Annotated in this window: 18 protein-coding genes; 8 read left to right on the forward strand and 10 right to left on the reverse strand. The window is 68.1% G+C overall.

Annotation, left to right across the window (positions count from 1 at the left end):
- Nucleotides 1-101 precede the first annotated feature (101 nt).
- Together IGS60_RS07245 and IGS60_RS07250 are read left to right on the forward strand one after the other, a co-directional pair.
- Complete coding sequence (locus IGS60_RS07245) at nt 102-1,400, forward strand: putative O-glycosylation ligase, exosortase A system-associated (protein ID WP_230503371.1); 1,299 nt, start codon at nt 102-104, stop codon at nt 1,398-1,400.
- Nucleotides 1,397-2,332 carry a polysaccharide deacetylase family protein gene (locus tag IGS60_RS07250; protein ID WP_230503373.1) on the forward strand — a complete coding sequence of 312 codons (936 nt, stop codon included), beginning with the start codon at nt 1,397-1,399 and terminating at the stop codon, nt 2,330-2,332. Before IGS60_RS07245 ends, IGS60_RS07250 begins: the two co-directional genes overlap by 4 nt.
- Here IGS60_RS07250 and IGS60_RS07255 read toward each other — a convergent pair.
- Genes IGS60_RS07255 through IGS60_RS07265 form a run of 3 tightly spaced genes read right to left on the reverse strand, consistent with a single transcriptional unit; the run spans nt 2,241 to nt 7,044 of the window.
- On the reverse strand, nt 2,241-4,187 hold the full coding sequence (locus IGS60_RS07255) for an asparagine synthetase B (protein ID WP_230503375.1): 1,947 nt from the start codon (nt 4,185-4,187) through the stop codon (nt 2,241-2,243). The two genes, IGS60_RS07250 and IGS60_RS07255, sit on opposite strands and share 92 nt — an antisense overlap.
- The gene (locus IGS60_RS07260; protein ID WP_230503377.1) at nt 4,184-5,443 is read right to left on the reverse strand and encodes a pyridoxal-dependent decarboxylase, exosortase A system-associated; all 1,260 of its coding nucleotides are present in this window, start codon (nt 5,441-5,443) and stop codon (nt 4,184-4,186) included. The genes IGS60_RS07255 and IGS60_RS07260 overlap by 4 nt, the downstream gene beginning before the upstream one ends.
- Nucleotides 5,440-7,044 carry an acyl-CoA ligase (AMP-forming), exosortase A system-associated gene (locus tag IGS60_RS07265; RefSeq protein ID WP_230503380.1) on the reverse strand — a complete coding sequence of 535 codons (1,605 nt, stop codon included), beginning with the start codon at nt 7,042-7,044 and terminating at the stop codon, nt 5,440-5,442. The genes IGS60_RS07260 and IGS60_RS07265 overlap by 4 nt, the downstream gene beginning before the upstream one ends.
- A 208-nt stretch (nt 7,045-7,252) precedes the next feature.
- Between IGS60_RS07265 and IGS60_RS07270 the strand changes: the two genes are divergently transcribed.
- From IGS60_RS07270 to IGS60_RS07295, 6 genes are read left to right on the forward strand one after another with little or no spacing between them, the layout of a single operon-like run.
- Nucleotides 7,253-8,017 (forward strand): GNAT family N-acetyltransferase, encoded by a 765-nt coding sequence (locus IGS60_RS07270; protein WP_230503382.1) that lies wholly within the window; start codon nt 7,253-7,255, stop codon nt 8,015-8,017.
- Nucleotides 7,996-8,241: an acyl carrier protein gene (locus tag IGS60_RS07275; RefSeq protein WP_230503384.1), complete on the forward strand. Its 246-nt coding sequence runs from the start codon at nt 7,996-7,998 to the stop codon at nt 8,239-8,241. Before IGS60_RS07270 ends, IGS60_RS07275 begins: the two co-directional genes overlap by 22 nt.
- Nucleotides 8,238-9,095, forward strand: coding sequence for a hydrolase 2, exosortase A system-associated (locus IGS60_RS07280; RefSeq protein ID WP_230503386.1), 858 nt, complete (start codon nt 8,238-8,240; stop codon nt 9,093-9,095). Before IGS60_RS07275 ends, IGS60_RS07280 begins: the two co-directional genes overlap by 4 nt.
- A complete protein-coding gene (locus IGS60_RS07285) occupies nt 9,092-9,988 on the forward strand; it encodes a hydrolase 1, exosortase A system-associated (RefSeq protein WP_230503388.1) in 897 nt (298 codons plus the stop codon). Before IGS60_RS07280 ends, IGS60_RS07285 begins: the two co-directional genes overlap by 4 nt.
- Entirely contained in the window at nt 9,982-11,283 is a 1,302-nt protein-coding gene (locus IGS60_RS07290) for a glycosyltransferase (RefSeq protein WP_230503389.1), read from the forward strand. Before IGS60_RS07285 ends, IGS60_RS07290 begins: the two co-directional genes overlap by 7 nt.
- Nucleotides 11,280-11,978 carry an ABC transporter permease gene (locus IGS60_RS07295; protein ID WP_230503391.1) on the forward strand — a complete coding sequence of 233 codons (699 nt, stop codon included), beginning with the start codon at nt 11,280-11,282 and terminating at the stop codon, nt 11,976-11,978. Before IGS60_RS07290 ends, IGS60_RS07295 begins: the two co-directional genes overlap by 4 nt.
- Here IGS60_RS07295 and IGS60_RS07300 read toward each other — a convergent pair.
- From IGS60_RS07300 to IGS60_RS07330, 7 genes are all read right to left on the reverse strand, one after another.
- Complete coding sequence (locus IGS60_RS07300; protein WP_230503393.1) at nt 11,965-12,702, reverse strand: hypothetical protein; 738 nt, start codon at nt 12,700-12,702, stop codon at nt 11,965-11,967. The genes IGS60_RS07295 and IGS60_RS07300 overlap by 14 nt on opposite strands.
- Nucleotides 12,703-12,718: 16 nt before the next feature.
- Nucleotides 12,719-13,165 carry a DUF6678 family protein gene (locus IGS60_RS07305; protein WP_230503395.1) on the reverse strand — a complete coding sequence of 149 codons (447 nt, stop codon included), beginning with the start codon at nt 13,163-13,165 and terminating at the stop codon, nt 12,719-12,721.
- A complete protein-coding gene (gene purT / locus IGS60_RS07310; protein ID WP_230503397.1) occupies nt 13,165-14,394 on the reverse strand; it encodes a formate-dependent phosphoribosylglycinamide formyltransferase in 1,230 nt (409 codons plus the stop codon). The genes IGS60_RS07305 and purT overlap by 1 nt, the downstream gene beginning before the upstream one ends.
- A 106-nt stretch (nt 14,395-14,500) precedes the next feature.
- The gene (locus tag IGS60_RS07315; protein ID WP_216350397.1) at nt 14,501-15,001 is read right to left on the reverse strand and encodes a VOC family protein; all 501 of its coding nucleotides are present in this window, start codon (nt 14,999-15,001) and stop codon (nt 14,501-14,503) included.
- 63 nt (nt 15,002-15,064) lie between these two features.
- Complete coding sequence (locus tag IGS60_RS07320; RefSeq protein ID WP_230503400.1) at nt 15,065-16,462, reverse strand: TolC family protein; 1,398 nt, start codon at nt 16,460-16,462, stop codon at nt 15,065-15,067.
- Nucleotides 16,452-17,795, reverse strand: a complete 1,344-nt coding sequence (locus IGS60_RS07325; protein ID WP_230503402.1) for an HlyD family type I secretion periplasmic adaptor subunit — start codon at nt 17,793-17,795, stop codon at nt 16,452-16,454. The genes IGS60_RS07320 and IGS60_RS07325 overlap by 11 nt, the downstream gene beginning before the upstream one ends.
- On the reverse strand, nt 17,792-19,990 hold the full coding sequence (locus tag IGS60_RS07330; protein WP_230503404.1) for a type I secretion system permease/ATPase: 2,199 nt from the start codon (nt 19,988-19,990) through the stop codon (nt 17,792-17,794). The genes IGS60_RS07325 and IGS60_RS07330 overlap by 4 nt, the downstream gene beginning before the upstream one ends.
- Between the last annotated feature and the right edge of the window lie 60 nt (nt 19,991-20,050).

Raw genomic sequence — 20,050 nt, forward strand, 5'->3', positions numbered from 1 at the left:
TACTACAGCAGTGTTGATCCAGTGTACTGAGCCTGTCCGCCAGCCCGTTGACAGGCATCAAGACCTTGCCAACCCGGGCACAACCAGGAGCGCCCCCTTTCATGCGCGACATACTGATTACCATCATCATCCTGGGCTCCCTGCCCTTCATCCTGAAGGCGCCGGCCATCGGCGGCCTGATGTGGGTCTGGGTCAGCGTGATGAACCCGCACACGCAGGGCTGGGGCTTTGCCACCCACATGCCGTTCGCCTTCATCATCGCCATCGCCACCCTGATCAGCCTTGCGATGACGCGCGAGCCGAAAAACCTGCCGCTCACGCCCGTCAGCGTGCTGCTGCTGCTGTTCGTCGCGTGGATGAACGTCACGGCGCCGTTTGCCCTGCTGCCCGAGTCATCGTGGGTGCAGTGGAACAAGGTCATGAAGATCATGCTGATGAGCTTTGTGATCATGATGGTGATACGCACGCGGCGCGACATCGTGCGCCTGGTCTGGGTGCTGGTGGGCTCGATCGGCTTTTATGGCGTGAAAGGCGGCATCTTCACCATCCGCAGCGGCGGCACGGAACGGGTATGGGGGCCGGAAGAAACGTTTATTGGCGATAACAACGCGTTGGCCCTGGCCCTGATCATCACCATCCCCCTCATGTATTACCTGCAGCAAAACACGGAGAAACGCTGGGTGCGCCATGGCTTGTCCGGCGCCATGCTGCTGTCGGCCCTGGCCGCGCTGGGCTCGTATTCGCGCGGCGGCTTGCTGGCCATCGCGGCCATGGGCCTGTTCATGTGGCTGAAAAGCGACCGCAAGCTGGTCCTGGGCGCGCTGCTCGGTGCGGTCACGCCGCTGCTGCTGGCCTTCATGCCCGAGCGCTGGGCCGAACGCATGGACACCATCAATACCTACCAGGACGATGTGTCCGCCATGGGCCGCCTGAATGCCTGGCGCATGGCATGGAACCTGGCGCGCGACCGCTTTCCCGGCGGCGGCTTCGACGTCTCCGACGCCGCCATCTTTGCACGCTATGCACCGAACCCCATGGACGTGCATGCGGCGCACAGCATCTATTTCCAGGCACTGGGCGAACACGGCTTCGTCGGCCTGCTCATTTATCTCGCGCTGGGCGTCGCTACCTGGCGCACGGCGGCCGTCATCATCCGCCGCACGCGGGGCCAGCCGGAATTGCGCTGGGCGCACGGCCTGGCCACCATGAGCCAGGCCAGCCTGATCGGCTTTGCCGTGGGAGGCGCCTTCCTCAGCCTGCTGTATTTCGACATGCCGTACTACCTGATGGCCGCCCTGATCGCCACGCGCATCGTCGTCGAGCGCGAATTGCGCGCGCCGGCCCCGACATCGCGCCAGGCCAGGGTCAAGACCCCGTCCGCCATCGCGGAGCAGCCATGACGGCCACCTTGTCCATCCTGATCTACCACCGCGTGCTGGCGCGGCCCGACCCGCTGTTTCCCGGCGAAGTCGATGCGGCGCTGTTCGAGCGCCAGCTGCGCCTTGTAAAACGTTTTTATGCGCCGCTGCCACTCAGCGAGGCCGTGCAACGCCTGCAAGATGGCAACTTGCCGCCGCGCGCCGCCTGCATCACCTTCGACGACGGCTATGCGGACAATGCGCAAGTCGCGCTGCCATTGCTGCTGCGCCACGGCTTGCATGCCACGTTTTTTATCGCCACGGACTACCTCGATGGCGGGCAGATGTGGAACGACACGGTGATCGAGGCCGTGCGCCAGGCGGCCGGCCCCCAGCTGGATTTGCGGGAACTCGGCCTGGACTGCCTGCCCGTCGCCAGCCTGGCGCAGCGGCAGGCGGCCATCGCCGCCTTGCTGGGCCAGCTCAAATACCTGCCGTTCGACCGGCGCCAGCAACTGGCCCTGCAGATCCGCCGCCAGGCGGGCGCCACGGCCGGGCCGCCAGCCATGCTGAGCACCGCGCAACTGCGCCAGCTGCAGGCGGCCGGCATGGGGCTGGGCGCGCACACGGCCAGCCACCCGATTCTGTCCACCTTGCCGGACCAGGCCGCGCAGCGCGACATCGCCGATGGCAAGCACCGGCTGGAAGACTTGATACAAACGCCCGTCACCGTGTTTGCGTATCCGAACGGCAAGGCCGGGCGCGATTACGGCGCGCCGCACGTGGCGATGGTGCAAAAGCTGGGTTTCCAGGCGGCCGTGGCGACGGACTGGGGCGTGGCGCGCCCCGGCGCGAATCTTGACTTGCTGCAGCTGCCCCGCTTTACGCCGTGGGATCGAGGACGCCTGGCGTTTCTGTGGCGTTTGCGGCAAAACCGCCGGCAAGCGCACCCAGCGCGCCCGGATGCTGGCTGAGCCACTGTTCCAGCATCAGCAGCAGCCACACCATGGTGCCGTGATAGGCCGGGTGTTCCGCCAGCAGCCGGCACTGCAGGTCGTCGATGAAGGCGGGCCGCACGATGCCGCGTCCGCGCAGCTGCGCCAGGTTGTCGAACGCAAACTCGCGCAGCTGCCTGTGGCTGTGCAGCCACAGGCCGAAAGGCAAGCCGAAGCCGTGCTTTTGCTTGCGCACGATGGCCGGCGGCAGGATTTCCGCCAGCGCCCGCTTGAAGAAGGGCCGCAGCCGCCTGCCGTCGAGCTTGTCCCGCGGCGCCAGGCGCGACGCAAACGCCACCATCGCATCGTGCAGGAAGGGAAACGCCGCTTCCACGCCGGCCAGCTCGCACGCCTTGCGCACCTTGAACAGGTCGTTGTCGGCCAGGGTAAAGCGCATGTCCAGGGCCAGCAGCTCATTGATCTGGCTCAATCCCTGGCCTTGCCGCTCCCAATACGCGCCATTCACGCAGCCGGGCGCCATGCCCGGGTCGATGGTGTCGATGAAGCCCGCTTCCAGCACCGTGCGGTAGCCATGGCGCAGCAGCAAGTTGTAGCCGTCGAGCCGGGCCGGCAGCGGCAGGCTCGCCTGCTCGATGTAGCGGCGCGCCTTGTCGCCCAGCCGCCAAGGCTTGCCCCTTTGCTGGCGGAACAGCAGCGGCTCGAGGATGGCCTGGCGCAGCATGACGGGCAAGCGCTCGTACTGCGACAGCAAGGCCTGGTACGCATAGCGCTCGTTACCGCCAAACAATTCATCGCCGCCGTCGCCGCCCAGCAGGCGCGTGATGCCATCGTCGCGCGCCATCTGCGCGCAATAGTAAGCGGGAATGGCCGAGGCGTTGCCGAAAGGCTGGTCGAAGATGGCCGCCATGGCGGGAATCGCGGCCAGCACGTCGCCTGGCGTCACGTAACGCTCGTGGTGGATGCTGCCCGCGTGGCTGGCGGCCAGGCGCGCATACGCCATTTCGTCATAGCCGGGCGCGTCGAAACCGATGGAATAGGTGCGCGCGGGCCGGCCCGTCACTTGCCCCATGATGGCGGCCACGGTGGAACTGTCCGTGCCGCCGCTGAGAAACGCGCCCGTGCTGGCGCTATCGTTGCCCAGGCTGCTTTCCACGGCCAGGCGCAACAGGCGCAGGAATTCCTGCTTGTTGTTGGCGAAGGTGGCCCGCCTGCGCCACGATGCCGGCTCGTGGAAGGCCAGTTGCCAGTAGCTGCCCTTGCATTGCTTGCCGCCCCGTACATGCAGGTATTCGCCGGGCAACAATCGCTGCTGGCCAAGATAGGCCGTGGCCGGGCCGGGCACCATGTGGAAGTACAAATAATGATACAGCGCTTGCGGATCGAGCGCGCCCCGCACGGACGGATGGGCCAGCAAGGCATCGAGCGAGGAAGCAAAGAACAGACCCTGCGCATTGCTTGCATAGCTGAGCGGATGCATGCCGGCGCGGTCCACGGCCAGCAGGGCCGAGCCGGAAAAGGCGTCGAGGATGGCCAGCGAGAATGGTCCGGACAGGCTGGCGCAGGCGGCCACGCCCCGGCTCAGCCACAGGGACGCGAGGCGGCACGCCACGTCATCGGCCGAACCGTCGAGCATGGGCCGGCCCCAGATCGCCACTTGCAAGCCATCCTGCTGATACACGTGGCGGCTGCCGTCGATGGCGGCCACGGCCACGCCGCCCACTTCGCTGAGGCTGGCGGCCTGCGGCGCATTGTCGAAGCGCGACAGGGGCGCGGCCATGCCGGCCAGCGCGGTGGACGCGGCGCCATCGGCATCGGCGGTGGCCGGGCCCGCTGCGCCGCCCGCCGCAGCCAGCCAGCCGCACAGGCCGCTCATACGAGCACCTCGGCCGGCAGCGGATGGCCGAGAAACGCCGTCGGGCTGGCCGTCAAGCCGTACGCGCCCGACTGGAACACCACCACCAGGTCGCCCTCCTCGGCGCGCGCCATCTCCATCTGGTCGGCCAGCAAGTCCAGCGGCGTGCACAGCGGTCCCACGACGGACACCACTTCGCGCGGCCCGCCATGCAACCGGTTGCCGATGGCGACCGGGTAATTCTTGCGGATCAGCTGGCCAAAATTGCCGGAAGCGGCCAGGTGATGGTGCAAGCCGCCGTCCGTGACGAGAAAGACCTGGCCATGCGACACCTTGCGTTCAAGCACCTTGCACACATACACGCCCGCCTCGGCCACCAAATAGCGGCCCAGCTCCAGGTTCAGGCGCACGCCCGGCGCCGCCTGGGCCAGCAGATCGAGCTGCCGCTGCAAGCCGTCCGCGACGGGCGCCAGGTCGAGCGCCTGGTCGCCGGGAAAATACGGCACGCCAAAGCCGCCGCCGATATTCAGCGTGCGCAAGGGCGACGGCGCGCTGTCGGCCAGTTGCAGGGCCAGTTGCACGCTCATGGCCTGCGCGTCGGCCAGGGCGGTGGCCGACAAGCTTTGCGACCCCGCATACAGGTGAAAGCCGTGAAAATCCAGGCCCAGCTGGCCGATGCGGCCCAGCAACGCGGGCACCAGGGCCGCATCAACGCCAAACGGCTGCGCGCCGCCGCCCATGCGCATGCCCGTGCGGCGCAAGGCGAAATCGGGATTCACGCGCACGGCCACCCTGGCCGTCACGCCCAGCCGTTCGCTGGCCAGCGCCGTCTTTTCCAGCTGGGCGCCCGATTCCAAGTTGATCAGTACGCCGGCGGCCACGGCCCGCGCCAGCTCGCCATCGCTCTTGCCCGGCCCCGCAAAACTGATGCGTTCGGCAGGCATGCGCGTATCGAGCGCCGTCGCCAGTTCGCCGCCCGAGGCCACGTCAATGCCATCGACCAGGCCCGACAGCCACTGCACCACGGCCGGCATGGGATTGGCCTTCATCGCGTAATGCACGTGCACGCCGGCGGGCAAGGCGGCGCGCAACTCGGCCGCGCGGCGCGTGATGTGCGCGCGGTCATACGCGTAGAACGGCGTGCTGCCCACCCGCTGTGCCAGCCGGCGCAAGGGCACGCCGCCGACCTGCAGCATGTCGTTTTCCACGGCGAACTGCTGGCCCAGGGCCGCGTGCAACGGTAATTCCGTATTGTTCGAGCGAATCAAGTCCTTCATGCCGCATCTCCTGATTGGACCGCATACGCCTGCGCCAGTTCCCTGGCCAGCAAGGGACGGTCGATCTTGCCGTTCGGGTTGCGCGGCAGCACGCCGTCGCGGATTTCCACCCACTGCGGCACCATATAGCTGGGCAGGCGGGCGCGGCAGGCGGCCAGCACCTTGTCGCGCAGCAATTCCACACCGGGCGCGGGCGTGACAAGCAAGGCGATGGCCTGGCCCAGCACGGCATGGGGCAAGCCCAGCGCAGCGGCCTCGCCCACCAATCCGCTCGCATACACGACTTCCTCGATCTCGGCAGGGCTGACCCGGTAGCCCGACGTCTTGATCATGTCATCGCTGCGCCCCACGAAATACAGAAAGCCCTCCGCATCGCGGCGCACGGTGTCGCCCGACCAGACGGCCAGTTCCGGCAGCACCAGGCCGCTGGCCTGCGGCGGCAGCGGCTTGAAGCGTTCGGCCGTGCGCGCCGCATCGTTCCAGTAACCGAGCGCCACCAGCGCGCCACGGTGCACGAGTTCGCCCGGCTCGTCGGCGTCGCACACGCTGCCGTCCGGCCGCAGCACCAGCACTTCCGCGTTGGGAATTGCTTGTCCGATGGAATCGGGGCGCCGCTCCAGCTGTTCCGGCACCAGATAGGTGGAGCGGAACGCTTCCGTCAAGCCATACATCAGGTAGACCTGCGTGCGCGGCAACGACTGGCGCAGCTTGTCCAAGGTGGAGCGCTGCATCACGCCGCCTGAATTGGTGATGTAGCGCAGGGGCGTGGACAAGGGCCAGCTCAGCTGCGACAGCTGCACCCACAGGGGCGGCACGGCGGCCAGGCCCGTGATGGCTTCCTGCTCGACGGCCTCGACGATATCGCGCAGCAGCAGATAATTCATCAGCACGGCGCAGGCGCCGCTGGCAAACGCGGTCGTCAGTTGGCTCAGGCCGTAATCAAAGCTGAGCGGCAGCACGCACAAAATCCGGTCTTCCGGCGTATTGCGCAGATAGCCCGACACGCTGAGCGCGCCCGCCAGCATGTTGCGGTGCGACAGCACCACGCCTTTCGGCCGCCCCGTGCTGCCCGAGGTATAAAGAATGGCGGCCATGTCCATGTCGATCGCCGCGTGCAGCCTGGGCGCGGGCGCAGCGGGCACATTGGCCGGCACTGCGCTCCACGGCAGCACGCGGACCTTGCCCAGGCTGGACTCCGCCGCCCCTTCGCCCGTCAGCAGCACCGTCTGCAAGTCCGGGCAGGCGGCCAGCGCGGGGCCCAGCTGCGCCAGGCGTTCGCGCGAGGTGACGAGGATGGCCACGTTGCAGTCGGCCAGGATGTACGCGACCTGATCCGGCTTGAGCAGCGGGTTGACGGGCACGAACACGCCGCCGGCCGCCGCCGCGCCAAACATGGCGCTGACGTTTTCCGGGCGTTTTTCCAGGTACACGGCCACGCGCGCGCCACGCTGCAAGCCCAGGGTCAGCAGGGTAGCGGCCGCTTCGCGCACGGACTGCGCCAGCGCGTCATAGCTCAATTGCTCGCCCTGCCACGACAGGGCCGGCGCGTGTGGCATGCGCTGCGCCGTTTCGAAGATCAGATCGTGTATCAGTGTCGCCATCGTTTCATCCCGGGTTGTCATGATTGCCATGCATTCCCCTATGATTGGGACAAACGGAGGCGGCAGTGTTGATTTTTATCAAGTAAGCACCTCTCCCGACCGGCGGCGGCCTATCTGGCGCAATGCTTGAGGCCGCGCAACATCGATCACTGGCCGCTGCGCTCTAATGGACAGCGTTGGCTGCATAGCCGCCCCATCGTTGATCGCCATGGCCAGCCTCGCCCATTTCCTCCATTTTTCCCGCTTGCAAGGACTTGCCGCCAGCCTGCGCCAGCTGGGCTGGCGCGACAGCGCGTGGCTGGCCGTGGCGCGGCTGCTGGAAAGCGTGCCGGGCGGGCGCTGGGCGCTGTACCGCTATCAATTCGTGGCGCAAGCAGTGGCGCCCGGCTCGCTGTGCCGCGGGCGCGGCCGGTCGATTACCGTCGCGCCTTGCCTGGCGGAAGCGGACTTGCCGCCCGGTCCCGCACGCCGCCCCGGCGTGCTGGCCGAACGCTACCGGCAAGGCGCGCAATGCCTGGTGGCGCGGGACAAGTCCGGCATGGTTGGCTGGATCTGGCTGCTGCGCCACGGCTGCCAGGAAGACGAGGTGCGCGCCCGCTATGCGCTGGCGTCGCAGCAATCGTCGTGGGACCTGGACGTGTGGGTGCATCCCGAGCAGCGCGGCGGCCTGGTCTTCGCGCGCCTGTGGGAAGAGGCCAACGCCGTGCTGCACGCGCAGGGCGTGCGCTGGTCGTGCAGCCGCATCTCGCGCTTCAACCGCGCCTCGCTGGGCGCCCATGCGCGCCTGGGCACGCACGCGCTGGGCACGGCCACTTTTCTCCGCTGCGGGCGCTGGCAATGGATGGCCGCCAGCCTGCCGCCGTATCTGCACCTGTCGCGCCGCCCCGACGACATTCCCTGCCTTGCTTTCGATACGTCGTCCCTGCCGCACTACCCTTCCCTGGAGCTGACATGCCGCATCTTGAAGCAGTAAAACGCATCCTCGACACCACCCTGGGCTTGAACGGGCGCGCGCTGGAAGCCCACACGCCGCTGCTGGGCAGCGTGCCGGAACTCGACTCGATGGCCGTGATCAGCGTGATCGCCGCGCTGGAAGACCATTTCGGCATCCTCGTCGCCGACGACGACATCCACGCGCGCCACTTCGCCACCGTCGGCACCCTGCACGATTTCGTGTTTGCCAAGCTGCGACCATGAACAGCGCCGCCATCGCCCCCCTGCCGCTGCTGCCCTTCTTCCTGCCCGCCAGCGGCGGCCAGCGCTACTGCCTGCTGCACCTGCCGTCGCCGGGCCGCAGCGCGCGCGGCGGCATCGTGTATGTCCACCCGTTCGCCGAGGAACTCAATAAAAGCCGCCACGTGGCCGCCGCGCAGGCGCGCGCCTTTGCCGCCGCCGGCTACAGCGTGCTGCAGATCGATCTGTTCGGCTGCGGCGACAGCAGCGGCGACTTTGGCGAGGCGCGCTGGGACATCTGGCACAACGACCTGCACCTGGCTTGCGCGTGGCTGGCGCAACGCGTTGACGGCCCGTTGACCGTCTGGGGCTTGCGCCTGGGCGCCCTGCTGGCCCTCGATTTCGCCAGCCGCGCGCCGCTGCCGCTGGCCCGTCTGCTGCTGTGGCAACCGGAACTCGATGGACGGCGCGTCATCGACCGCTTCCTGCGCCTGCGCCTTGCGTCGGGCATGCTGGCCGGAGGCGCACGGGAAGCGCCCGGACATGCGCGCGCCGTGCTGGCGAATGGCAAGCCTGTGGAAGTGGCGGGCTACCTGCTGGCGCCAGAACTGGCGCACGCCATCGACAGTGTCAGCGCTTCCGCCCTGCTGCCGTCAGTGCCCGTCTACTGGCTCGATTACCAGGCGCCGGAACACAGCGCCCCGCCCTTGCCGCCGCTGGCGCGCGAATGGCGCGAGCACGGCGCCGCCGTGCACGTGGCCAGCTTCGGCGACGGGCCGTTCTGGCACAGCGGCGAGCTGCTGGCGTGTCCGCAACTGCTGCACGCCACGCGGCTACTCTGCCGCGACTGGCTCGACGAGGAAAGGCAGCCGCCATGAAGCGCGACAGCAGCCAGCAGCACCTCGCAGGGCACAGCGTGCGCGAGCTGGCGCTGCGCTTTCGCAGCGCGGCTGGCGGCCCCGGTGACGACGAGGCGCACGCGCACATGGTCGGCATCCTCAGCCTGCCCGCCGCGCCCGGCCCGCGCGGCGTCTTGATCGTCACGGGCGGGCCGCAGTACCGGGTCGGCAGCCACCGCCAGTTCGTCCTGCTGGCCCGCGCCCTGGCCGCGCAAGGCTGGCCCGTGCTGCGTTTCGACCTGCGCGGCATGGGCGACAGCGAGGGCAGCGCGCGCGACTACCGCGCAGCCGGCCCCGACATCGCCGGCGCGCTGGCGCAATTCTTCGATGCCGTGCCATCGTTGCGCGAAGTGGCGCTGTGGGGCTTGTGCGACGGTGCCACGGCGGCCGCCTGCCATGCGCCGCGCGACGCGCGCGTCAAGGCCCTGGTGCTGCTCAACCCCTGGGTGCGCAGCGGCGCCAGCCTGGCGCGCGCCACCTTGCGCCACTATTATTTGCCGCGCCTGCTGCAAGGCGCGTTCTGGCGCAAGCTGGCGGGCGGCGGACTGCAGCTGGGCGCCAGCCTGGCGTCGCTGCGGCAGGTGGCGGCCGCCACGCAGACACCGGCAACGGAGGAAGACGATGCGCCAGCGCCGGCCCTGCTGCGGGCGCTGACCGAATTCCAGGGCAAGGTGTTCTTGATTCTCAGCGGCGACGACCTCGGCGCGCGCGAGTGGCAAGCGCTGGTCGCTGGCGACCCGGCATGGCGCGGCCTCACCGCGCGCGTGCAATGGACGCAGGCGCAGGTCGAGGGCGCCAACCACACGTTCGCCAGCGCCGCCTGGCGCGGCGCAGTGGAACAGCTGTGCGCACGGTGGCTGCAGTCATGGTAAAGACCTCACCGAACGCGGCCCGACCGAACGCGGCCCGACCAAAACGGGTGCTGATGGTGGCCTACCATTTTCCGCCACTGGCCGGCGGCAGCGGCATCTTGCGCACCCTGGGCTTCGCGCGCCATTTGCCCGACTGCGGCTGGCAGCCGCTGGTGCTCAGCCCCAGTCCTGTCGCGTATGCGCAGCGTGGCGATGCGCAGCTGGCGCGGATCGGGGAGCACGCCACCGTGCGGCGCACCCTGGCGCTCGATGCGGCGCGCCATCTGGCCATCGCCGGACGCTATCCGCGCTGCCTGGCCCTGCCCGACCGCTGGAGTTCCTGGTGGCTGAGCGCCGTGCCGGCCGGCCTGCGCATGATCCGCGAATACCGCCCCGACGCCATCTGGTCGACGTATCCGATCGCCACGGCGCACCTGATCGCGCTGACCCTGCAAAAACTCAGCGGCCTGCCGTGGGTCGCCGACCAGCGCGATCCCATGCTCGATGACAGCGACCCGCTGGCGCCGTATCCGCCCGAGCCGCGCCTGCACCGCATGCATGCGTGGATCGAACAGCGCATCGCGGCGCGCGGCGCGGCCATCGTCTGCACCACGCCGGGCGCCATCGATGCGCACCGGCGCCGCCTGGCGCAGGTCACGCGCGAGCGTTTCCATCTGATCGAAAATGGCTACGATGAAGACGGTTACCCGGACAGCCCTGCGCACACGGGCCACCGCAGCCGCTTTTTGCTGCTGCACAGCGGCGTGATCTACCCGTCGGAGCGCGACCCGCAGCCGTTGTTCGAAGCCCTGGCCCGGCTGCGCCACGACGGCGTACTGCATGCACGCAATTTCCAGCTGGTGCTGCGCGCCACGGGCCACGATGCGTGGCTGGCGGGCCTGCTGGCGAAGTACGGCATCCAGGACCTGGTGAGCCTGGAACCGTTGCAGCCGCACGGCGCGGCGCTGCAGGAAATGCTGGCCGCCGACGGCTTGCTGCTGCTGCAGGCGGCCAACTGCAACGCGCAGATTCCCGCCAAGCTGTATGAATACCTGCGCTGCCGCCGCCCCATCCTGGCGCTGACCGACCTGGCGGGCGACAGCGCGGCCAAGCTGCGCCACTGCGGCATCGACACCATCGGCCAGCTGGCCTCAAGCGGCGACTGCGCGCGCGCGCTGCTGCGCTTCCTGGAGCTGGCCCGCCAGGGCCGCGCGCCGCTGGCCAGCCCCACGGCCATCGCCCTGCAATCGCGGCAAGCCCGCAGCAACGCCCTGGCCGATGTGCTGGACCAGGTCAGCCACAGGAGAACAGCATGAAGCACCCGATACTTGCCTGCACCCTGGCCGCCTGCTGCGGCATGGCGGCGGCCGAATGTCCGCCCTACGTCAAGCGTACGCCGGGCGGCGACTACACGAGCGCGGAAGACCGCGACGGTCTGTCCGTGATTGAGAAATTCCATTTTTCGCGTGCCGTGGAAACGCTCACGCAAGGCATGACGGGCAGCCTGGGCGCCGACATCAGCTACACCCTGGAGCACTTCCCGAACCACCACCGGGCGCTGGCGTCGATGGCCAAGCTGGGATTGCGGCTGAAAAGCGCGCAGCCGGTGGGCGCCCGCTACACGGTCAGTTGCTACTTCGAACGGGCGATCGCCTTCGCGCCGCAGGACGTGACGGCGCGCATGGTGTTTGGCAACTACCTGCTGGCCACGGGCCAGGATGCGATGGCGCTGGAACAGCTGGACGCGGCCAGCCGCCTGGCGCCCGAGCAGGCCACCATTCAGTACAACCTGGGCTTGATGTATGTGAAAAAGAAGGAATACGAGAAGGCCAGCGCGCATGCGCAAAAAGCCTATGCGCTGGGCTTCCCCTTGCCGGGGCTGAAGAACAAGCTGAAGGCGGCGGGCAAGTGGCGCGAGCCGCCGCCGGCGCCGGCCGTCGTTGAAGCGAAGGAAGCACGGAAAACCGAGGAACCGGCCGTGCCGCCGGTCGAAGAACCTAGCGGGGAATGACGGCCGGCCGCTGGGCCACGCTCCAATGCCCCGTCGGCGAGGCGGCCAGCGCGGCGGCCAGGTCGCGCCGCGATTGCGCCTTGTCGGCGGCCTCGCTGATGAACGCCAGTTCGGCCGGCTGCAGCGCGGTGACGGCGAGCAGCATCACTTCGCCATATGGCGTATCGAACGATGGCGCGATGCTGCTTGCGCCCTGGGCCAGCAGCACGCCCACCTGTTCGTCCTCGTCTTCGAGGCCTGCCGGCGCATCGCGCACGTCCAGCACCATCGAGACGCTGCCGTGGCGCTGCACCAGCAAGTCGATGGAGCCATGGTCAGCCACGTTCTGGCTGACCTGGTAGATCAGGTCGAACAGCCACGATGCCTGCACCGCATCGCCGTCGAAGGCGGACAGCGGCGCCTCGATGCACACTTCCAGCAGGTGGCCGCGCGGCACAAACACGTCGTCGTCATCCTCGAACGGATCGCTCAAGCCATCGCTGGCGATGATGATGGTATCGGCCCGGCGGATCACCCTCCAGGCCTGGCGCAGCGATGGCCAGCGGGGGCCTCCCATGAAGGCCGGGTTGACCAGCGGCGCCAGCACGTCGGTGTCTACGGTGCCCAGAGTGGCATAAAAGGCGTCGCGCGCGGCGCAGGCCGCGGCCAGCATCTGCGCGCCCGCTTCCTTGCCGACGACGGCGTCGTCCGGTTGCGGTACTTGTGGAATATCGTTGTCAGGCATATCAATACTCATTGAATTAGTCGGCAGGCGGGAAGTCATGGTAAGAACGGGGCAGATAGCCCCAGATGCGCGCCACCCGGTCCCGCACCTCGAAATCGAAGCCGATGCGTTGGAGCTCCGGCACGATCCACACGCCATGGTCGATGATTTTCTTCGGCAGCAGCATGGCCACGTGTTCTTCCGAGTACAGGCTGATGTCGAACCATTCCACGCCCAGGAACGGGAACGGCGGGTGGTAATCCCACTCCGTGTCCCAGCGCGACACGTAGCCGGACACGGAACCGTAGCGGTACGACGGCACCCAGTCGGTCCGCCCGCGCATGAAGGCCAGCAGTTCGTTCCACTTGCAGTCGTTGGCGGCGCCGGCCAGGTTGCGCCGCGCGATGTGGCGGCGCAGCTTGCGCTTGATGTCGTCGCCGCCGGCGTCAGCCAGCGGCAGGCTGGCGTGCGCCGCCAGGGCCATCAGCGGGCCACCGGTTTCACTTTGGACGCGGCCAGCACGGCGCGCTGGCGGGCCGTGTCGATATCGTCGGCCGTGGCCAGCGCCACGCCCATGCGGCGGCGGGCGAACGATTCCGGCTTGCCGAACAGGCGCAAATCGACGCCCGGCACCTTCAAGGCGTCGGCCACGCCTTCGAAGGCGATGCCTTTCGCTTCCAGCTGGCCGTAGATGACGGCCGAGGCACCGGGCGAGCGCAGCGCCACGTTGACGGGCAAGCCGAGGATGGCTTTCGCGTGCAGCTCGAATTCGCTCTGCACCTGGCTGGCCATAGTGACCATGCCCGTGTCGTGCGGACGGGGGCTCACTTCCGAGAACCACACCATGTCGTCCTTGACGAACAGCTCCACGCCGAACAGGCCCAGGCCGCCCAGGTTGTCCGTCACCTTGCGGGCGATCTCGCGCGAACGCTCGAGGGCCAGCGGCGCCATGCGGGCCGGCTGCCACGATTCGACGTAGTCGCCGTGCACCTGCAAGTGGCCGATCGGCTCGCAGAACTGCGTTTCGATCTGTCCCGAAGCGCCGACGGCGCGCACCGTCAGCAGGGTGATTTCGTAGTCGAAGTCGATGAAACCTTCGACGATGACGCGGCCCGTATCGACCCGGCTGCCGCTGGCCGCATACGCCCATGCGGCGTCCACGTCAGCGGCGCCATCGAGTTTGGACTGGCCCTTGCCCGACGACGACATCACGGGTTTCACCACGCACGGGAAGCCGATCTCCTGGCAAGCGGCCTGCAACTCCTGCAGGCTGCTGGCGAAGCGGTATGGCGACGTGGCCACGCCCAGGGTTTCGGCCGCCAGGGTGCGGATGCCCTCGCGGTTCATCGTCAGCACGGCCGCGCGCGCGTTCGGGATGCACGTGATCTGCCCGGCCGCTTCCAGCGCCGCCAGGGTGTCGGTGGCGATGGCTTCGATTTCCGGCACGATCAAATCCGGCTTTTCCAGGGCTATCAGGGCGGCCAGCGCCACGCCGTCGCTCATGTCGATCACGTGCGAGCGGTGCGCCACGGGATGGCCCGGCGCGTTCGGATAGCGGTCGACGGCGATCACTTCCACGCCCAGGCGCTGCAGCGCAATGATCACTTCCTTGCCCAGTTCGCCGGAACCCAGCAACATGACTTTGATGGCGGTGGAAGACAGCGGTGTGCCGAAAGTGCGGGGAGCGATGGTGCTGCTGGTGCTGATAGTCATGGGCAGGGTCAATCTGGCAATGGAAAGATGGCCGGAACTATAGCAAATGCCGGCCATCTTGGACAGGGTGCGCCGCTGGCGTGCGCCCCCTGCCCCGCGTGACAGGCTAGCCCGCGTACGCCCGCTTGATCTGCTCGATGTCGATCTTTTTCATGCCCATCATGGCCTTCATCACGCGCCCGGCCTTGACGGGATCGGGGTCCGTCAGCAGGCGGATCATGAGCGTGGGCACGATTTGCCACGATACCCCGAACTGGTCCTTGAGCCAGCTGCATTGTTGCGCTTCCGGCGGCCCGCCCCGGGACAGCAGGTTCCAGTAGTGGTCGACCTCGTCCTGGGTTTCGCAATTGACCTGGAACGAGATCGCTTCGGAAAACTGGAATTGCGGCCCGCCGTTCAAGCCCGTAAACGTCTGACCATCGAGTTCAAAGGCCACCGTCAGCACGCTGCCCGGCTCCTGGCCGTGGATTTCCTTGCCTTCCTCGCCATAACGCAGGATCTGGCCGATCTTCGAATTGGGAAATATTTCCGTATAAAACCGGGCCGCCGCCTCGGCGTTGCCGTTGAACCATAAACATGGGGTAATCTTTTGTACGCTGTGCATGATGTCTCCCTAGTCCGAAACAGGAACGCCTTCCCTGTGCGGGAAGGACCGCCACCAATATAGTCATTATTGGGCCGCCGGGGCGCGCAATTTGCCTCCCCCTTGCGCGACGTCGTCGCGCGCCAGCATGCCGGCGCTGGCCAGCAGCCGCAGCCGGGCCGATCGCCATTCCGCCTGGCAACGGATGCGCTCCTGCTGCGCCTCGAGCAGCGCCGACTGCGTGTTCAGCATTTCCAGGATATCGGCCGCGCCCAGGCCGAACTTGCGCCGCACGCTGGCCAGCGCGTCCTGCGCCGCATCCAGCCACGCTTGCGACGCGGCCAGGTTGGCCAGCGCCGTACTCGCTTCCGCATGGGTTTTCACCAGTTCCATCAGGGTCTGCTGCTGCACTTCTTCAGCCTCGGCCTCCCTTTGCCCCGCCTGCGCCTGCGCGCCGCGCACCTTGTAGTGGCGCGCAAAGCCGTCGAACAGGGGGATGTTGAGCGAGATGCCCACCAGCGTTTCGCGCGTGGAAGCCGGCGACAAGCCCTGGTTGGGCCGGCCGTTCTGGTAGAGATTGGCCGTCAGGTCGATGCTGGGGCGGCCCTCCGAGCGGGCAATCTCCACCCGTTCGCGCGCCGCCGCCAGCTGTGCCTGCGCCGCCAGGATGGCCGGATGGCGCGCCTGGGCCAGCGCCAGCCAGGCGTGCAGCTCATCTTGCAAACCCCCGTGCAGGCCCGCCGCCGCGCCGTCCGCGTCGTCGTCCAGGGTCACGCCCGCATCGGCCGGCAAGCCCAGGGTGTAAATGAGCACCGCGCGCGCCTTGTGGAACTCGCCGTCGGCGCGGCTGGCGCCCAGGGCCGCCTTGGCCAGGGCGCTGGCCGCCTGCAGGGTGTCGCTGTGCGAGCCGAGACCCCGCTGCGCGCGGCGCTGCGTGGCCTGCACCGTTTCATTGGCCAGCGTCTGGTATTCCTGCCGCATGCGCACGCTGGCGCGCGCCGTCTGCGCCTCGAAATACGCGCTGACCGTCGCCGCCAGGGTCTTTTGCAGCACGGCGTCGCGGTTGGCCAGGGCCGCGTCCAGCATGGCTTGCGCGGAACGCTGGCCCGCCGCGCGCCCGCCGAAGTCGAACAGCCGCCAGGAAAAGCTCAGCGAGCCCGTATTGCTGGCCAGGCTGCCGGAAGGCGTGCCGGCGCCCGGATAGGCCGTGCGGTCGTGCACCCGGCTCAAGCCCCCATTCAGGGTGGGCAGGTAGGCGGCCCTGGCCTCGCCCACGCCGGCCGCCTGCAGCCGGATGCCGGCCCAGGCGCCGTGCACCTGCGCGTTGCGGCACAGGGCCAGGTCGACGGCCGCCGGCAGGGTCAACGGCACATCGCCCTCGTACGTGGACGGGCATGGCGCGGCGTCCAGCATCTGCGCCCGGACTGGCGCGGCGGCCAGGAACAAACCGGCGGCGAAGAAAATGGCGGCGTGCCTAGCGTTCATGCAGCGCCTCCTTCTGGTGCCGCACCAGCGGCGAGAGCACGTATTCGACCACCCTGCGCGTGCCCGTACGGATTTCCGCCCGCACGGCCATGCCGGCCGACAGCGGCACCAATCTGCCGTCGATGACGATGGACGGCTGGCGCAAGGTGATCCTGACGGCGTAGACGGGCCCCTTTTTTTCATCCTCGATGGCGTCGCGCGAGACGCTGCTGACGACGGCGGGCACGGTGCCATACTTGGTGTAGTCGAAAGCGTCGATCTTGACGGCCACCGCCTGCCCTGCCTGCACGAAACCGACGTCGCGGTTTTCCAGCATGGCGTCGATTTCCAGCTTGCCCTGGCGCGGCACGATCTGCATCAGCGCCTGCGCGGCCGGCACCACGCCGCCCACCGTATGCACCTTCAGTTGCTGCACCGTGCCGTCGACGGGGGCCGTCAGGCGCAGCAGACTGCCGCGGGCGCCCGCGCGGCGCGCATCCTGGCCGCTGGCGGCCGCCACTCGCGCCCCTTCCGCCAGCGCGTCGTACGCATCTTTCCGCGTTTGCGCCACCAGGGCCGCCCGTTCGCTGCGGGCCGACGCCAGCTGGCCGGCCAGGTCGATGCGCGCCTGCTCCTTCTCCAGCCACGCGTGTTCGGCCACGTCGCGCGTGGCCAGCAGCGCCCGGTAATCGCCGGCCCGCTGGGCCGCCAATGGCAGCGCCTGGGCGTAGCGGGCGATTTCGCCGTCGAGGTGCGCCAGCCGGGCGCGAAAGCTCGCGTACTGCCCGTCCACGTGCGCCTGCGCGGCGGCGCGCTCGAGGGCCGGGATCGCGTCCGGCGCCGCCAGCTTCGGCATCGTCAGGGTGTCGACGGCGGCGATCAGCGCACGCGCGCGGGCCACCTGCAGCGCGGCCGCCACGGCGTCGCCGGCCGCCTTGTCGCGCTCGGCGTCCGGTCCCCGGCTGTCGAGTTCCACCAGCAGCTGGCCCGCCTGCACGGCCTGCCCCTCGCGCACGTGCAGGGCGCGCACGGCCGCCACGTCGACGGAGGCGATGGTCTTGGTGTTACCGGATGGAATGATCTTGCCCGCCGCATGGACGATGATGTCGACCTTGCCAAAAACGGCCCACAGCACCACGCAGCCGACGAGCAGCATCAGCACCCTGGCAGTCAGGCGCAACGACGGCGACACGGGCCGCTCCTGCAGCGCCAGCGCGGCCGGCAGGAAGGCCGCCTCGTCTTCGCTGAGCACGGGGCCGCTCAATGCGGCGCGGTTGCGCCAGCTGTGCCGCAGTACCTGGCCATAGCGTTGCAACAATTCGCCATATGCGGCGAGACGGTGGCCGGCGCTCATGTTGCGTCCCCTGTTGCGCTTCCGTGCGTACCCTGCTGCAGGCTGTACAAATGGGCATAGATGCCGCCCGGCCGCTTCAGCAACGCGTCGTGGCTGCCCAGTTCCGCCACCTGCCCCCGCTCCATGACGACGATGCGGTTCGCTTCGCGCACGGCCGACAGGCGGTGGGCGATGATGAGTACCGTGCGTCCCGCGCAAATGCCGCGCATATTGTCCTGGATGATCTTTTCCGACTCGTAGTCGAGCGCGCTCGTCGCTTCGTCAAAAATCAGGATGCGCGGGTCGCCGATCAGGGCACGGGCGATGGCGATGCGCTGGCGCTGGCCCCCCGACAAGCCCGTGCCGTGCTCGCCCACCATGGTGTCATAGCCTTCCGGCAGCTCGCAGATAAAATCGTGGGCGCCCGCCAGTTTCGCCACGGCAATGACCGCATCGATGGGCAGCGCCGGGTCGCTCAGGGCGATATTGTCGCGCACGGAGCGGTTGAACAGGATGTTTTCCTGCAGCACCACGCCGATCTGGCGCCGCAGTGACGCCGTGTCGATGACGGCGATGTCCTGCCCGTCGATCAGCACCTTGCCCCGTTCGGGGATGTACAGGCGCTGCGCCAGCCGCGTCAGAGTGCTCTTGCCTGAGCCGGAACGCCCGACAATGCCGATCACCTCGCCGGGCGCGATGGCGATCGACACCTCGCGCAGCACCTCCGCCGCGTCGGGTCGGTAGCGGAAACCCACCTGCTGGAAGTCGATGGCGCCGGCGATGCGCGGCAGGCGCGCCTTCTGGTTGCCCGCGTCTTGGCTACCCGCTTCCGTGCGGGCGTTGAGGATGTCGCCCAGGCGGCTCATGGAGATGCCCACTTGCTGGAAATCGTTCCACAGCTGCGCCAGGCGCAGGATGGGCGAGGCCACCTGCCCCGCCAGCATGTTGAAGGCCACCAGCTCGCCCACCGTCATCCTGCCGTCGATGACGAGCGTGGCGCCCCACCACATGATGGCCGCCGTCACCAGTTTACTCACCAGAGTGACGCCGCCGCTGGCCAGCATGCCGATGTTGCTTGCCGACAGGCCCGCCGACACATAACCGGCCAGCTGCTTTTCCCACTGCTGCTGCCAGCGCGGTTCCACGGCCATGGCCTTGACCGTGTCGACGCCGCTGATGGTTTCAACCAGAAAAGACTGGTTTTCCGCGCTGCGGTTGAATTTGTCGTTCAAGCGCCCCCGCAGCACGGGCGTGAGCAGCATCGACAGGACCGCGTAGACAGGGATCGACGCGAGCACGACCACGCTGAGCGCCGCGCTGTACCACAGCATGGCGGCGATGAAGATGAAGGAAAACAGCACGTCGAGCACCAGGGTCATCGCGTTGCCGGTAAGAAATGAGCGGATGTTTTCCAGTTCATGGATGCGGGCCACGGAATCGCCCACGCGGCGCGCCTGGAAATACGCGATCGGCAGGGCCAGCAGGTGGCGGAACAGGCGCGCGCCCAGTTCCACGTCGATCTTGCTGCTGGTGCGCGCGAAAACATACGTGCGGATGATGCCCAGCGCCGCCTCGAAGACGATGGCGCAGACCAGGCCGATGGCCACCACGTTCAGGGTCTGCATGGCGTGGTTGACCAGCACCTTGTCCATCACCACCTGGAAAAACAGGGGCGTGGCCAGGCCGATCAGCTGCAGCACGAAGGAAATGAGCAGCACTTCGCCCAGCAGCCTGCGGTATTTGACGATGGCGGGGATGAACCAGCTGAAGTCGAAGCGGGCCGTCTCGCCCGCATAGCTGGCCTTGCTGGTAAAAAAGATCAGTTCGCCCGACCAGGCGGCGAGGAATGCGTCGCGGCCGAGGATCTGCGGCGGCTGACCCGGATGCTGGATCAGCACCTTGCTCACGGCGCCGTCGCTGCTGTCGACCTTGCCGAGAATAAAGAAACGCCCGTCGTGACCGATGGCGATGGCGGGCAGCGGCGCTTGCGCCAGCCGTTCGGGCGCCTGGCGCACCAGCTTGGCCGTCAAGCCCAGCCCTTTCGCGGCCAGCAGGACGGTTTGGCGCGTGAACACGGCCTGGCCGAAAGCGTGCTTGAGCTGGGCGCCGTCGGCGGCGATGCCGTGCAGGCTGGCCATCAGCAGCAGCGACAGCAGGCCCGTGTCGGGCGCGGGTTCTGTGGACGAAGTGGCGTGGCGATAGGGAAGTACGGTCATCGGATCATGTCGGAAATCAATGGCGCAGCCGGGCCGGCACGTGCAAGGCCGGCCCGGCTG

It is taken from the genome of Janthinobacterium sp. FW305-128 (assembly GCF_020858135.1).
Taxonomy (GTDB): Bacteria; Pseudomonadota; Gammaproteobacteria; order Burkholderiales; family Burkholderiaceae_D; genus Janthinobacterium.

Coding starts and splice junctions, on each gene's coding strand:
- IGS60_RS07245 (WP_230503371.1), top strand. CDS start 102: ATGCGCGACATACTGATTACCATCATCATCCTGGGCTCCCTGCCCTTC.
- IGS60_RS07250 (WP_230503373.1), top strand. CDS start 1,397: ATGACGGCCACCTTGTCCATCCTGATCTACCACCGCGTGCTGGCGCGG.
- IGS60_RS07255 (WP_230503375.1), bottom strand. CDS start 4,187: ATGAGCGGCCTGTGCGGCTGGCTGGCTGCGGCGGGCGGCGCAGCGGGC.
- IGS60_RS07260 (WP_230503377.1), bottom strand. CDS start 5,443: ATGAAGGACTTGATTCGCTCGAACAATACGGAATTACCGTTGCACGCG.
- IGS60_RS07265 (WP_230503380.1), bottom strand. CDS start 7,044: ATGGCGACACTGATACACGATCTGATCTTCGAAACGGCGCAGCGCATG.
- IGS60_RS07270 (WP_230503382.1), top strand. CDS start 7,253: ATGGCCAGCCTCGCCCATTTCCTCCATTTTTCCCGCTTGCAAGGACTT.
- IGS60_RS07275 (WP_230503384.1), top strand. CDS start 7,996: ATGCCGCATCTTGAAGCAGTAAAACGCATCCTCGACACCACCCTGGGC.
- IGS60_RS07280 (WP_230503386.1), top strand. CDS start 8,238: ATGAACAGCGCCGCCATCGCCCCCCTGCCGCTGCTGCCCTTCTTCCTG.
- IGS60_RS07285 (WP_230503388.1), top strand. CDS start 9,092: ATGAAGCGCGACAGCAGCCAGCAGCACCTCGCAGGGCACAGCGTGCGC.
- IGS60_RS07290 (WP_230503389.1), top strand. CDS start 9,982: ATGGTAAAGACCTCACCGAACGCGGCCCGACCGAACGCGGCCCGACCA.
- IGS60_RS07295 (WP_230503391.1), top strand. CDS start 11,280: ATGAAGCACCCGATACTTGCCTGCACCCTGGCCGCCTGCTGCGGCATG.
- IGS60_RS07300 (WP_230503393.1), bottom strand. CDS start 12,702: ATGCCTGACAACGATATTCCACAAGTACCGCAACCGGACGACGCCGTC.
- IGS60_RS07305 (WP_230503395.1), bottom strand. CDS start 13,165: ATGGCCCTGGCGGCGCACGCCAGCCTGCCGCTGGCTGACGCCGGCGGC.
- purT (WP_230503397.1), bottom strand. CDS start 14,394: ATGACTATCAGCACCAGCAGCACCATCGCTCCCCGCACTTTCGGCACA.
- IGS60_RS07320 (WP_230503400.1), bottom strand. CDS start 16,462: ATGAACGCTAGGCACGCCGCCATTTTCTTCGCCGCCGGTTTGTTCCTG.
- IGS60_RS07325 (WP_230503402.1), bottom strand. CDS start 17,795: ATGAGCGCCGGCCACCGTCTCGCCGCATATGGCGAATTGTTGCAACGC.
- IGS60_RS07330 (WP_230503404.1), bottom strand. CDS start 19,990: ATGACCGTACTTCCCTATCGCCACGCCACTTCGTCCACAGAACCCGCG.